A 13,004-nucleotide genomic window follows, 5' to 3' on the forward strand; every position below is an offset into this window, starting at 1 on the left:
CACACCCATGAATTTGACTGGAAACCTGTTACTCGGCGCCAAAGAAGTCCCCGCCAGCGCCGGGACGATGAAAGCGCTCAACCCCGCCACCCATCAGCTGATCGAGCCGGATTTCGCCTTCGGTGGCGCAGTAGAAGTGGACATGGCGGCGCAGCTCGCCGACGCCGCGTTTGACCAGTACAGCCATACCTCGCTCGCCGAGCGTGCGGCATTTCTGGAGCGCATCGCCGACAATCTCGATGCCGTCGCCCTGCCGCTCGCCGCACGGGCCGCACTGGAAACGGGCCTGCCCGAAGCACAGCTGCAGGGCGAAGCGGCCAGGGCCGCGACCCAATTCCGGCAATTCGCCGAGATCGTACGCCGGGGCCGCTTCCTCCAGGTGGCGATCGATCCGGCCCAACCTGAACGCCAGCCGCGCCCGCGCATGGATCACCGCCTGCAAAGTATCGCCATCGGCCCGGTGGCGGTGTTTGGCGCGAGCAATTTCCCGATCAGCTACTCGGTGGCCGGGGGCGACACCGCCGCCGCACTCGCGGCTGGCGCGACGGTGATCGTCAAGGCCCACAACGCACATCCCGGGGCCTCGGAAATCCAGGCACGGGCCATCCGCCAGGCGGTGCAGGACAGCGGCCTGCCTGAAGGCGTGTTCTCGATGGTGCGCGGCGCCGGCAACGCGATCGGCGAAGCGCTGGTCGATCATCCGTTGATCAAGGCGGTGACCTTCACCGGCTCCGAGCAGGGTGGCATGGCGCTGTATCGCCGGGCGCAGCAACGCCCTGAGCCAATCCCGGTGTTCACCGAAATGGCCAGCGTCAACCCCACGTTCATCCTGCCCCGGGCCCTGGCTGAGCGTGGAGCACAGATCGGTGACGGCTTCATCGAGCGCATGCTGGTCAATGTCGGGCAAGCCTGCCTGAAACCGGCGATCCTGATCGCCATCGCCGGGGCCGGCTTCGAACCCTTGCGCGCCGCCATGATCAGCCGCGTGGCGACAGCACCGGCCCGTCCGATGCTGACACCGGGCATCCATGGGTCTTACTTGAGCGGTCTCGACAAACTGCACGGCGCCGGCGCCAGGCCCGCCGCCGAAGGCTTGGCCGCCTCGGCAGCGCTTGACGGCCAGGCTGCCTTGCTTGAGGTGGACGGCCAGCGCTTTCTCGACGAAACAGCCCTGGCCCAGGAAGTCTTCGGCCCGGCGGCCCTGCTGGTGAAGGTCGAGGACGAGACGCAAATGCTCGCGGTCGCCCGCTCGCTTCGCGGCCAGCTCAGCGCCGCCATGCACCTTGAAGAAGAGGACCTGGGACTCGCCCGTCGTTTGCTGCCGATCCTGGAGCGACGCACCGGGCGGATTGTCGTCAACGCCTTCGCCCATCCCCAGGAGGTGTCTTTCGCCAGCGTGCACGGCGGACCGTTTCCGGCCTCGTCAGACAGCCGTTTCACCTCGGTGGGCATGACCTCCATCGAGCGTTTCCTGCGGCCGGTGTGCTACCAGGGCTTCCCCGATGCGCTGCTGCCCGAGGCGCTGCGCGACACTAACCCGCTGGGCGTGCTGCGTAGCGTCGACGGTCAATAAGCGGTTTCGTGACTGGCAAAAAGCCGATGTGGGAGCGGGCTTGCTCCCACAAGTAATCAGGGTCCGGTCAGGATAAGGTGGTCGCCGCCCCTATTTGCAAGGCAATCACCTGGTTACGCCCGTTGCGCTTGGCCTGGTACAGCCCGTCATCGGCACGGGTCAGCAGACTTTCCAGATTTTCACCGGGCTCTGCGAGGGCCACACCGAAGGACGCGGTCACGGTGTCCAGCACGGTGTCGGTGCCGCGCGCCTTGATTCGCAAGGACTGGACCTTCAGGCGCAGGTGCTCGGCAAAAGCGCAGGCACTGCCCAGGTCGGCGCAATCGGGCAGGACCACGCAGAACTCTTCACCGCCATAACGCGCGGCGAAACCAGTGGCTGGCAACGCGCCGCGCAGCACCTGGGCGACATGCTGCAGGACCCGGTCGCCCAGTGGGTGACCGTACTGGTCATTGAATTGCTTGAAGTGGTCGATATCCAGGATCACCAGGGCCACCCCGCGGGAAGGCTTGCTCAGCGCCTGCTCCAGCAGACGGGTGAACGCCGTGCGGTTGAGCAGTTCGGTCAAGCCATCAAGGGTTGCGGCCAGTTGCGCACGTTGCAGTTTGTCGCGCAGGGTCTTGATTTCGTCCTGCGCCGAGTGCAGCTGCGCGAGGAAGTGCTCCTGCTGGCTCTGCATCAACCGGGTGCTCTGCTGCAGCTCGCTCAAGATGCCCGGCAGGCGATCACTGGCCGGTTCGTCGAGCATTTCCAGGCACTGCCCCAGGCGGTTCTGGAAATTGACACTGCCCTCCACACTGCGCGAGACGTCCCGCTCCATGCCATCGACCAGGTTGATGACCTGATGCTGTTCGGCGCGGGCATCCTCGAGCTCGTCACGAATGATGTACTGGCGAAACAGCCGGGTCGCAGCCTCTGGCGGGCAACCGTCGAAGTCTCTGACCACCCGGTCGAGGTGGCGAATGAGTTCCGGGTCCTGGCCCTTGCTGTAGGTGTACCAGAGTGCATAGTGCACGGGATTGGGCGGGATGTTATGGCGAACCATCAGGGGCACGGCTTGCTTGAGCAGGGCCGCTGCCTCGCGGGAGTCTTCCGGATACAGCGCTAGGATATTCGCACGCGTTTCTGATGAGCTCATGGCGTCACTGTGGTTGTTTATCATTGGCATTCGGACTGTGCGCTGAGCATACCGATACGCCTGACAAACGGCTATCCCGCTTTAGCCTCAAAGCCGGTTTTGATCAGTGGCGATTAAACACCGCGCCCAGCAATGCTCTTCTCTAGTCAGTTCGCTGGGGTCGGCAATGAGCCTGTCTGAAAGTGCCTTCAGTGCCTCTGTCAGACGTCGCTAATTCGTAAATTCTCGCCGGTAATGCCGTGCCTTTTTTCTCACCCAGCAAAAGTCGCGCAAAGTTTGGAAGAGAACGCGACGGCTCAGGGCGGGATCGTACGCACGACACATGAGCTCATGGTGATGTCCGAAGGGCTGGGGGGCATGTTGCAGCGGTTTAGCCTGTAGCCGACGCTGACCTGAGTTGTGTTGTGTTGTGTTGTGTTGTGTTGTGTTGTGTTGTGTTGTGTTGTGTTGACCGAGTACATATCCATTGCTGCGGTAACGGCCGCCTATGGTTTCGCCCTTACGGCGACTCCCTTTTTCAAACGCCAAAAAGGAAGCAAAAGGCTTTGCCCCACCACTCGGTGCCTCGCTGTGGCTCGGCATGCCCTCACTCCGGCATTGCTCCGTGGGTCGCCGCGATGGGCCGTCCCTGGCCCAGCGCGGCTAAACCGGCGTCCTGCCGGTTTCCCCACTGCGCAATGCCTGCGTTCGGCCAGCGTGGTTAACGGGGCACCCAGATCAAAAGCCAAAGCGAGGCGGCCTTATAGCCGACCTGACTTTTACAGATACCCCAATCCCCTGTAGGAGCCAGGCTTGCCGGCGAAGAACGATAACGCGGTACAACAGAGACACCGCAGCGCCTGGTTCGCCGGCAAGCCTGGCTCCTACAAGGGAAATGCGTACGGCTCCCGATCAGGTCGGCTTAAGGCCGCCTCGCTTTGGCTTTTGCTCTGCTGTGGCTTTTGATTTTCTTGCCCCATCGAGAGGCCGAGTGGAGGTTCTGCGCAGTGGGTAAACCGGCATGGATGCCGGTTTAGCCGCGCTGGGCCAAGGATGGCCCATCGCGGCGGGCCCACGGAGCAGGACCGGAGCGAGGGCATGCCGAGCCTTAGCGAGGCACCGAACGCCAGGGGCAAGAGCCCTTGGTTACTTAGGGCCGGGCGACGTTCCGTTTTTCCAAGTGACTCGCTGTAAAAGCGAAACCATAAGTGGCCGTTACCGCAGGAATGGATATGTACGCAAAAAAAAGGTACACCCAATCCAACACGCGAAACCCCAAACAAAAAACCCGGCTTTTTCGGCCGGGTTTCTTGATTCATTCATTCAACAACACTTCGGTCCGGCCTTGCTGCCGTAACGGGCCTCCTGGCGTTCGCGGAAGAACGCCTCGTAGTCCATCACCGGCTTGTCCGGGTGCTTGCTTTGCATGTGCTCGACGTAGTTGTCGTAGTCCGGCATCCCCACCATCAGGCGCGCGGCCTGACCGAGGTATTTGCCCAGGCGACTCAGGTCATTGAACATGATCAGGCATCGGCAGCGCTTGGAACGGCGCTTCCTTGTCCGTGCGTTCCTTGGTGCCCCAGGCGGCGATACCGACCTTGAGCGCAAAGAACAGGATGCTGAACACCACGAACAGGAACAGCGCAGTCAATGTGGCATTGGTGTAGGCATTGAAGATCACGTGCTGCATCTGGTCGATGCTCTTGGCCGGCGCCAGCACCTGACCGTTGGCCAGGGCGTCGCTGTATTTTTTCGCCAGGGCCAGGAAGCCGATCGCAGGGTTGGCGTCGAACAGCTTGATAAAGCCGGCGGTGGTGGTGCAGATCAGCAGCCATACCGCTGGCAGCAGAGTCACCCACACATACTGTTGACGCTTCATCTTGATCAGCACCACGGTGCCGAGCATCAGCGCGATACCCGCCAGCATCTGGTTGGAGATGCCGAACAGCGGCCACAAGGTGTTGATGCCACCCAGCGGATCGATCACGCCCTGGTACAGCAGGTAACCCCACATGGCCACACAACCGGCGGTGGCGATCAGGTTGGCGGTCCAGGATTCGGTGCGCTTGAGCGCTGGCACGAAGGAGCCGAGCAGGTCCTGCAGCATGAAACGCCCAGCACGGGTACCGGCGTCCACCGCGGTCAGGATGAACAACGCTTCGAACAGGATCGCGAAGTGGTACCAGAACGCCATGGTGTTTTCACCTGGCAGGACGTGGTGCAGGATCTGCGCGATACCCACCGCTAGGGTCGGCGCACCGCCGGCACGGGCCAGGATGGTGGTTTCACCGATGTCCTTGGCCACTGCTTGCAGCGCCTCCGGAGTAATCGCAAAGCCCCAGCTGCTGACGGTCTGAGCAACCGAAACCGCATCGGAACCCACGATGGCCGCAGGGCTGTTCATGGCGAAGTACACGCCCGGATCGATCACCGAGGCCGCGACCATGGCCATGATCGCCACGAACGATTCCATCAGCATGCCGCCGTAACCGATGTAACGGGCATGACCTTCGCTGGCCAGCAACTTCGGCGTAGTGCCGGAAGCGATCAGCGAGTGGAAACCCGATACCGCACCACAGGCAATGGTGATGAACAGGAACGGGAACATACCGCCCTTCCACACCGGTCCCGTGCCGTCGACGAACTGGGTCAGTGCCGGCATTCTCAGCTCGGGCATGGTCACCAGGATGCCGATCGCCAACGCGACGATGGTACCGATTTTCAGGAAGGTGGAGAGGTAATCACGCGGTGCCAGGATCAGCCAAACCGGCAGGACGGCAGCCACGAAACCGTAGCCGATCAGCATCCAGGTGATCTGGATACCGGTGAAGGTAAAGGCCTTGGCCCACACCGGGTCAGCAGCGATCTGCCCGCCCAGCCAGATCGAGCCCAGCAGCAGGAACACGCCGATGATCGAGATTTCACCGATGCGGCCCGGACGGATGTAGCGCATGTAGATGCCCATGAACATCGCGATCGGGATGGTCGCCATGACCGTGAACATGCCCCACGGGCTTTCGGCCAGGGCCTTGACCACAATCAGCGCCAGCACCGCGAGGATGATGATCATGATCAGGAAGCAGCCGAACAGCGCGATGGTGCCGGGGATGCGGCCCATTTCTTCGCGGACCATGTCGCCCAGCGAACGACCATTGCGGCGGGTGGACATGAACAGGACCATGAAGTCCTGCACGGCACCGGCCAGCACCACCCCGGCAATCAGCCACAGCGTGCCGGGCAGGTAACCCATCTGCGCCGCCAGTACCGGGCCAACCAGCGGCCCCGCGCCGGCGATGGCCGCGAAGTGGTGACCGAAGAGTACGTGCTTGTTAGTCGGCACGAAGTCCAGGCCATCATTGTTGAGCACAGCGGGAGTGGCGCGATTGGGGTCCAGCTGCATCACTTTATTGGCGATGAACAGGCTGTAGTAGCGGTACGCAACGAGGTAGATGGCGACGGCTGCGACGACGATCCACAGGGCGTTGATCGCTTCGCCGCGGCGCAGGGCCACGACACTCAGCGCAATCGCTCCCAGGACAGCCACGGCAAACCAGGCGAGGTGTTTAGCCAGACGGGGCATAGAGGGTCTCCTGCCGACAGCTCGTGACTGCGGCGGTAATTTTTATAATTGTGTCCGCTGAGCGGAGCTGGCCCAATATCCGCGCATGCCGTCCACAAATAAATCCGCGTTACTACGTACGTGGCGTCTACGTAGTTCTACGTAGACACCCCTATCCCCTGTAGGAGTGAGCCTGCTCGCGATAGCGGTGTGTCATTCAACATCGATTCGTCTGATACATCGCCATCGCGAGCAGGCTCGCTCCTACAGGGCGTATCTTTGGCATATGATGCCGGCCCCCCGCGCGGGCAGGAGTAACCATGCAGCTCAAACACAAGATCGTCGCGCTCGGCATTTTGCCGCTGGTGTTGGCCATTGCCGTCATTTGCGCACTGGTGATTTCCCTCAATCGCCAACTGGGTGATCAACAGGCGCAGCTGATCGAAGACAGCATCCTGATGAGCAAGCGCGCGGAACTGAAAAACTACGTCGAAATGGCGAAAAGCCTGATCGAGCCTCTGTACGACAACGGCCAGGGTGACGCACGCGCCCAGCAACAGGTGCTCGAAGAACTGCGCAAGCTCAGCTTTGGCATCAACGGCTATTTCTTCGTCTACGACCATGAAGGCCGCAGCCTGATGCACGCGCGCCAGTCGGAGCTGGTGGGCAAATACCTGTGGGACATGAAAGACCCGCACGGCCTGCCGGTGATCCAGGCGCTGCTCAAAAGCGCGCAATCGGGCGAAGGGTTTCAACGCTACGCCTGGAACAAACCCTCCTCCGGCCAGGTGACCGACAAACTGGCCTACGTGGTAATGCTCGATCGCTGGGGCTGGATGCTTGGTACCGGCATCTACCTTGAGGATGTCGAGCGCGCCACCCAGCAAGCCCGTGCCGAAGTGGCCCAGGGCATCCGCAAGACCATGATGGCGATTGCCGTGGTGGCGCTGGTGGCGGTGCTGTTTGTCTTCGCCACCGGCATGACCCTCAATGTCAGCGAGCATCGCCTGGCGGACAAAAAGCTGCAGCGCCTGACCCAGCGTATCGTCAGCCTGCAGGAGGAAGAACGCTCGCGGGTGTCCCGTGAGTTGCACGACGGCATCAGCCAGGTGCTGGTCTCGATCAAGTTCCAGTTCGAACTGGCCAGCCACTTGCTGGAAAGCGGACAACACCACGACAAGGGCCTGGGCACGTTGAAAGATGCCACCGCGCGCCTCGGTGATGCCATTGGCGAGGTGCGCAGCCTCTCCCACGACTTGCGCTCATCGTTGCTCGACACCCTCGGCCTGTCGGCGGCAATCGGTCAACTGGCGGCTGAGTTCGAACAGCGCAGCGGCCTTACCGTGACCTATGACGACAATGAATTCGACTGCCAGCTGGTCGACGGCGCAGCGGTCTCGTTGTTTCGCATCGTCCAGGAAGGGCTGACCAATATCGAACGCCACGCCCAGGCCAGGCATGTCTCCATTACCCTGCGCGGCTGTGAACAGTCGGTGCGACTGACGGTGGTCGACGACGGTGTCGGTTTCAACGTCGCCCAGGTCGAACGTCGTCAACTCGGCATTGGCTTGCGTAATATTCGCGAACGCGTTGAACACTTTGGTGGCCGCTTCGAACTGATCTCGACACCCGGACGCTCCGAGCTGGATGTTCTACTGCCGATGAAATTGCCCACCAGCAAACGCTGATGCCCCAACAACAAGAGTGAAGCCTTCAATGAACCTGCCCTCCCCGATCCGCGTCGCCCTGGTCGACGATCACGCCCTGGTCCGCGACGGAATCAAGGCGCTGCTGTCGGTCATGGCCCCTCTGGAAGTGGTGGGCGAAGCCGAAAGTGGCGCCCAGGCAATCGAGATGGTCGGACGCTGCCAGCCGGACCTGCTGCTGGTCGACATCAGCCTGCCGGACATGAACGGCCTGGAACTGACCCGCGTATTACGCAGCCAGTACCCGGCGCTCAAGGTGTTGGTGTTGAGCATGTACGATAACTATGAGTACGTGAGCGAGTCGCTGCGCTCGGGCGCCAGTGGCTATGTGCTGAAGAATGCCCCGTCACGGGAAATCATCGCCGCCATCGAAGCCATCTCCAGCGGCGGGACCTTCTACAGCGCCGAAATCGCCCAGCGGCTGATCGCCGACAAAAACACCGACAACGAGCTGACCCCCCGTGAAAGCCAGGTGCTGTCGAAGATGGCGCAAGGGCTGAACAACAAGGAAATGGCGCGGGAACTGGATATCAGCGTGCGCACGGTGGAGACACACCGCTTGAGCATTCGGCGCAAGCTCAACATCGACAAGCCGGCGGCGCTGGTCAAGTACGCGATCGATCACGGGCTGATTTCGCGCTAGCGCGTGCTCCCATCCAACCATTGACTGCGTCAATAGTCACCATTAACTCAATGAAGTTCTCTTAAAAACTCCAGGGCGTAACATCAGCTCCATACCAACCAACAACACCCCGGAGCATACGATCATGAAACGCCAAACCCTCCTCAGCATCGCTTTCTCGGCTTTTGCAGTTAACGCTTTTGCCGCTACCTCTGTTCAGCCTGTCGTGGCTGAAGGTGGCTCGGATCGTCTGATTGAAAGCCGGGTGGCTGAAGGTGGTTCGGATCGTTTGATCGAGAATCGTGTGGCTGAAGGCGGTTCGGATCGCCTGATCGAAAATCGTGTGGCTGCCGATGGTTCCGATCGCCTGCAAGGCAACACCATTGCTGCCGATGGTTCCGATCGCCTGCAAGGCAAGACCATTGCTGCCGATGGTTCCGACCGCCTGCAAGGCAACACCGTCGCATGACCCCCATCGCTGCACCGTACGAACAAAAAGCCCGGCCTGATCAGCCGGGCTTTTTTATGCCTGCTGCTTTTTGGAGGCCTATCGGAAAATCACCGCCAGAAAGCTTTTTTATTTCAATTTAATCGACAAACCTGTTAATTCTGACAGTTGTTCATTTCCCCACCCCCTTGTCTCATAGAGAGCAGTAGCACCATCCTGCCTTTGGCTTAACGAGTTGAGGATGCGAATGCAAACGTATTCGCCCACTACATCAAGGGAAAGTACAATGACCACAGAACACATACACTCCTCTCCCCTATCAACTGAATATGATCCACTTTTTGGTGAAAACGGCTTTGCCTATCTTCATTCTCCATCCAACACTTACACGCAATTGTCATTACATGTTGTCTCTGTAGGCCCTGACAATAAGATTTACGTCGCGGGCTCGCTGAGTGATCCAGTCATCATCAGCAAAAGCCTCTACATGCTGGCATGCCTGAATGAAGACGGCTCTGTTGACACCAGTTTTGGTTACCAAGGTTTCTTCGGCGGTATTTTTTACGGATCAGATAGTTCAAAATTCATCGCCGAACAGATTGCCTTTGTGGATAACAGAATTCTGCTGACAGGAGAGCTCTTTCACTATGTAAACGGTGTTTTGCAGAAGGACAAGGCTGCCGTTCGTTTTCTTCTCGATGGCACCATTGATAAAACATTTGCCGTAGAAGGAAAATTCATTTTCCACGCTCCTGATACGAATGCTGATTTACGCGCTGTATCTAAGTACAACGAAAAATGTCTGGAAATCGCCAACTCCAGATGCGCTGCATCCAACTCTCCAAACGAGCTTACACCCTATGTGCTCGGAGCATCACCAATACACGGCGACCACATCATATTGCTTCACGATTCAGGCAACTGGTTGTCAACTGATGCTTGGATCATCCGCCTGACCCAAAGTGGGGAGCTTGATGTTTCATTCAATGGCTCCGGATTTGTCCGTGTCCGGCATGACAGATTTACCCACATCAAACTGAAAAGCCTGACCGTTGACGATGCGGGCAACTACATCACTGCAGGCGAAGTCAAGTTGGATTTTTTGCATCACCCTGATGCCATTGTTCTCGTAAAACACAGACAAGATGGCAGACTGGATACCACCTTTCAGCAGAACGGTTCTCTGCTGATATACGATGAAGACCCACTCTATTATTGGGAACTTTTCGGTGCCGTAAAGCAACCCAACAATCGCATCCTGTGCACAGGCACAAGGCATTCAAGACACGACACCTCTATTTCCGGGCTTTTAACCAGCAGGGAAGCAGACGGCTCAAAAAACATTCAATTCAACGGTGGGGATCCGGTATTCACGAACATAAATTCATCCAGCACAATTTGGTTCAACACCGACTTCCTGCCTGACGGAAGTTTTTTGAGTACCGGAATTATCGACATTGAAAATCGAGATAAAACTCATTACGTGATCACGCGCTTTCTTTACAATGGCGTTCATGACAAGGACTATAATAATGGGGTTGGTTGGCTTGACTATAAGGAAGCGACAAGCGTTGGTTTTTATTCATCCGCCATCAAAAACAACAAGGTCGTTTTTACCGTAATCGTCAAAGAAGGCGAAGCACGCAATCGCTGCATAGCAAGAGGATTGATGCCCTGACCTGACAAAAGCCCCGCCATGTAAATGGCGAGGCCTTTTTTTATTTCATACCCTGGGCTCACAGCTTGGCGATCGAGACTTCGGTAGATTTCACGAAGGCAATCACCTCGCTCCCCACCTTCAATTCAAGGTCACGCACCGAACGGGTGGTAATCACCGAGGTGACGATGCCCGACGCCGTTTGCACGTCGATTTCCGAGACCACTTCGCCTTCCAGAATTTCCTTGATGACGCCCTTGAACTGGTTACGGACGTTGATCGCTTTGATGGTCATGTTGAGGCTTCCTGTCTGGGTGTCTTGCCCTTGCGAATGAAGGGGCAGGCCTCCAAGGTGCACTGACTTTGATTACAACAAAAGGAATATATAATTATCTATTTATATCTTTTTGGAATATCAAATTCGCCTGACAAAATTCGGACGCGTCGCTTCTCAAAAGAACAAAAAGGAATTATCAAATAGATAATCAGTATTTATGGTTATAACTATACGCAGGTATTCTCAACTCACCCCGTCATCGACCACAGTGAAGTGCCCCATGAATCCGACTGACAACCTCATCGACTTCGCCAGCTACCGCAAGCGCAAACAGGCTCAGCAACGGGCACGGGCCATGTGGGAAATGTACGCACGAAACGCCGCTCTCCAGGCCTTCCCGTGGGCGCAAGTGGCCAAGGCGACCGAGACTCGTCACGCGTGAACGTGCACCCTCCCTCGCGCTATCTGGTCAGCGCCGATGAACCTGCGCTGGACTTCAATCAACTGGAGCATCAGGAGGAAGACGCCAACTGCGAACGGGTGGCGCAGAATCTTCAACGCCTGCGCAGCAAGCGTCACCTGTCTCTCGATGCGCTGGCCCGCCAGTGTGGCGTGAGCCGGGCAATGCTGGCGCAGATCGAATCGGGGCGCAGCGTGCCGTCGATCAAGGTGCTGTGCAAAATCGCCAAAGGCTTGAAGGTCTCGGTGGCCGCGTTTCTTGAGCATCGGGCCTTCGAGGGCGTAGCGCTGTTGTCGGCGAACCAGAGCAAACGCCTGGTCAGTGCCAACGGCGCGTTTGTCAGCCGTGCGCTGTTCCCGTTCGACGTGGCGCGCCAATCGGAGTTTTATGAGTTGCGCCTGAGCCCCTTGGGCGAGGACCAGAGCGAAGGCCATGGCCCCGGAGTCCAGGAAAACCTGGTGGTGTCCCAGGGTGTGCTGGAAATCAGCGTCAATGATGAACGCTACCTGCTTTCAACAGGCGACTCGATCCTGTTTTATGCCGACCAGCCTCACCGCTATCGCAACCCGGCCGATAGCGAAGCGGTGGCTTATCTGGTGGTGACGTACCCGGAACGCCTGGACTGAAAAAGCCATTTAAATTGCATATAAAAATGCCCGACTGATTTTCATCAGCCGGGCTTTTTTGCTTCTATGGGTCAGCAGGTGCAGCACATCAACGGCATGCCGTTGCAGCTCATCATCATCGGCATGCTGCAGTCGTTCATCATCTTCATCATCAGGGCGCAGCAGTTTTTCATCATGTCCATGTTCATGCCGGCCATCGGCATGATTTTGCACATCATGCCGTCGGCCATCATGGTGCATTCCATCACGCACTTCATCGATGGCATCGGCATGCCCATCATCGGCATCGGCATCATCATGTTCGCCATCGGCATGCTCATGCTCGCCTGGGACATGCACATCATGCTCATGTTGGCGCAGTGCATCATCATCGGCATGCCGCAGTTCATCATCATCTGCATCATTTCAGCGCTGTTCTTGAACATGGCCATGTCCATGCCAGCGGCCGGCATCATCTTGCACATCATGCCGTCGTCCATCATCTCGCAGGTCATGGTCGCCATCATCATCGGCATGCCCATCATCGGCATCATCGGCATGTTGGTGTTCATCGGCATCTGCATGGCATTCATCATGGTGTTGCTCCCTGAAGGACTGGATAGTTGGACGAAGCTGATGGGGCGGATTCTATGGATTCAGCCAGGCCCGACAAGCTGTCGGTCGAACAGTCAAAGTCGATGTCGGGGCAGCCTTAATGAAGCAGGCGGGACAGATTTTTCTGCCATGACGAACAATCGTCCTCGATAGCGGACAAGGTCAACGCCACTGCGTGGATTCTTCGGTCATGGATATGCAGATTGCGTCTATATAAATAGCTCAAGGAAATAATCGATCTAAATGACAGCGAATTTCAGGCAAAAAAAATCCCGGGCAGCTGATGGACGCCCGGGACTTAAAAATGCATAAACCGTGGTGGTGAACGCGGGGCGAATATTACGCAATATTTCGCCCTGTAACAA

General features: G+C 58.1%; 12 protein-coding genes. 7 read left to right on the forward strand and 5 right to left on the reverse strand.

Annotation, left to right across the window (positions count from 1 at the left end; translation table 11 throughout):
- Positions 1 to 7: 7 nt before the first annotated feature.
- On the forward strand, positions 8 to 1,573 hold the full coding sequence (locus OH720_RS19655; RefSeq protein ID WP_272602550.1) for an aldehyde dehydrogenase (NADP(+)): 1,566 nt from the start codon (positions 8 to 10) through the stop codon (positions 1,571 to 1,573).
- Positions 1,574 to 1,640: 67 nt separating this feature from the next.
- Here OH720_RS19655 and OH720_RS19660 read toward each other — a convergent pair whose 3' ends face one another.
- From OH720_RS19660 to OH720_RS19670, 3 genes are all read right to left on the reverse strand, one after another.
- A complete protein-coding gene (locus OH720_RS19660; protein WP_272602551.1) occupies positions 1,641 to 2,711 on the reverse strand; it encodes a GGDEF domain-containing protein in 1,071 nt (356 codons plus the stop codon).
- 1,302 nt (positions 2,712 to 4,013) lie between these two features.
- Positions 4,014 to 4,211, reverse strand: a complete 198-nt coding sequence (locus tag OH720_RS19665; protein ID WP_008051268.1) for a YbdD/YjiX family protein — start codon at positions 4,209 to 4,211, stop codon at positions 4,014 to 4,016.
- Complete coding sequence (locus OH720_RS19670) at positions 4,201 to 6,270, reverse strand: carbon starvation CstA family protein (RefSeq protein ID WP_008062959.1); 2,070 nt, start codon at positions 6,268 to 6,270, stop codon at positions 4,201 to 4,203. The genes OH720_RS19665 and OH720_RS19670 overlap by 11 nt, the downstream gene beginning before the upstream one ends.
- A gap of 299 nt (positions 6,271 to 6,569) precedes the next feature.
- Between OH720_RS19670 and OH720_RS19675 the strand changes: the two genes are divergently transcribed.
- The 4 genes from OH720_RS19675 (at position 6,570) to OH720_RS19690 (ending at position 10,703) form a co-directional block, all read left to right on the forward strand.
- Positions 6,570 to 7,937, forward strand: a complete 1,368-nt coding sequence (locus OH720_RS19675; RefSeq protein WP_008062957.1) for a cache domain-containing protein — start codon at positions 6,570 to 6,572, stop codon at positions 7,935 to 7,937.
- A gap of 28 nt (positions 7,938 to 7,965) precedes the next feature.
- The gene (locus tag OH720_RS19680; RefSeq protein WP_008062955.1) at positions 7,966 to 8,598 is read left to right on the forward strand and encodes a response regulator; all 633 of its coding nucleotides are present in this window, start codon (positions 7,966 to 7,968) and stop codon (positions 8,596 to 8,598) included.
- A 124-nt stretch (positions 8,599 to 8,722) separates the two neighbouring features.
- Positions 8,723 to 9,046, forward strand: coding sequence for a hypothetical protein (locus tag OH720_RS19685; protein WP_272602552.1), 324 nt, complete (start codon positions 8,723 to 8,725; stop codon positions 9,044 to 9,046).
- 265 nt (positions 9,047 to 9,311) lie between these two features.
- A complete protein-coding gene (locus OH720_RS19690; RefSeq protein WP_272602553.1) occupies positions 9,312 to 10,703 on the forward strand; it encodes a hypothetical protein in 1,392 nt (463 codons plus the stop codon).
- Between the two features lie 58 nt (positions 10,704 to 10,761).
- On the opposite strand, the gene OH720_RS19695 is transcribed toward OH720_RS19690, so the two are convergent.
- Positions 10,762 to 10,977: a TOBE domain-containing protein gene (locus OH720_RS19695; RefSeq protein ID WP_007904463.1), complete on the reverse strand. Its 216-nt coding sequence runs from the start codon at positions 10,975 to 10,977 to the stop codon at positions 10,762 to 10,764.
- Between the two features lie 262 nt (positions 10,978 to 11,239).
- Here OH720_RS19695 and OH720_RS19700 point away from each other — a divergent pair, with 262 nt between their 5' ends.
- Complete coding sequence (locus tag OH720_RS19700; protein ID WP_162831852.1) at positions 11,240 to 11,401, forward strand: hypothetical protein; 162 nt, start codon at positions 11,240 to 11,242, stop codon at positions 11,399 to 11,401.
- A 62-nt stretch (positions 11,402 to 11,463) separates the two neighbouring features.
- On the forward strand, positions 11,464 to 12,045 hold the full coding sequence (locus tag OH720_RS19705; RefSeq protein WP_180207202.1) for an XRE family transcriptional regulator: 582 nt from the start codon (positions 11,464 to 11,466) through the stop codon (positions 12,043 to 12,045).
- Positions 12,046 to 12,116: 71 nt separating this feature from the next.
- Here OH720_RS19705 and OH720_RS19710 read toward each other — a convergent pair whose 3' ends face one another.
- On the reverse strand, positions 12,117 to 12,620 hold the full coding sequence (locus OH720_RS19710; RefSeq protein ID WP_272602554.1) for a hypothetical protein: 504 nt from the start codon (positions 12,618 to 12,620) through the stop codon (positions 12,117 to 12,119).
- Positions 12,621 to 13,004: the final 384 nt, after the last annotated feature.

This window comes from Pseudomonas sp. WJP1, from assembly GCF_028471945.1.
GTDB lineage: Bacteria > Pseudomonadota > Gammaproteobacteria > Pseudomonadales > Pseudomonadaceae > Aquipseudomonas.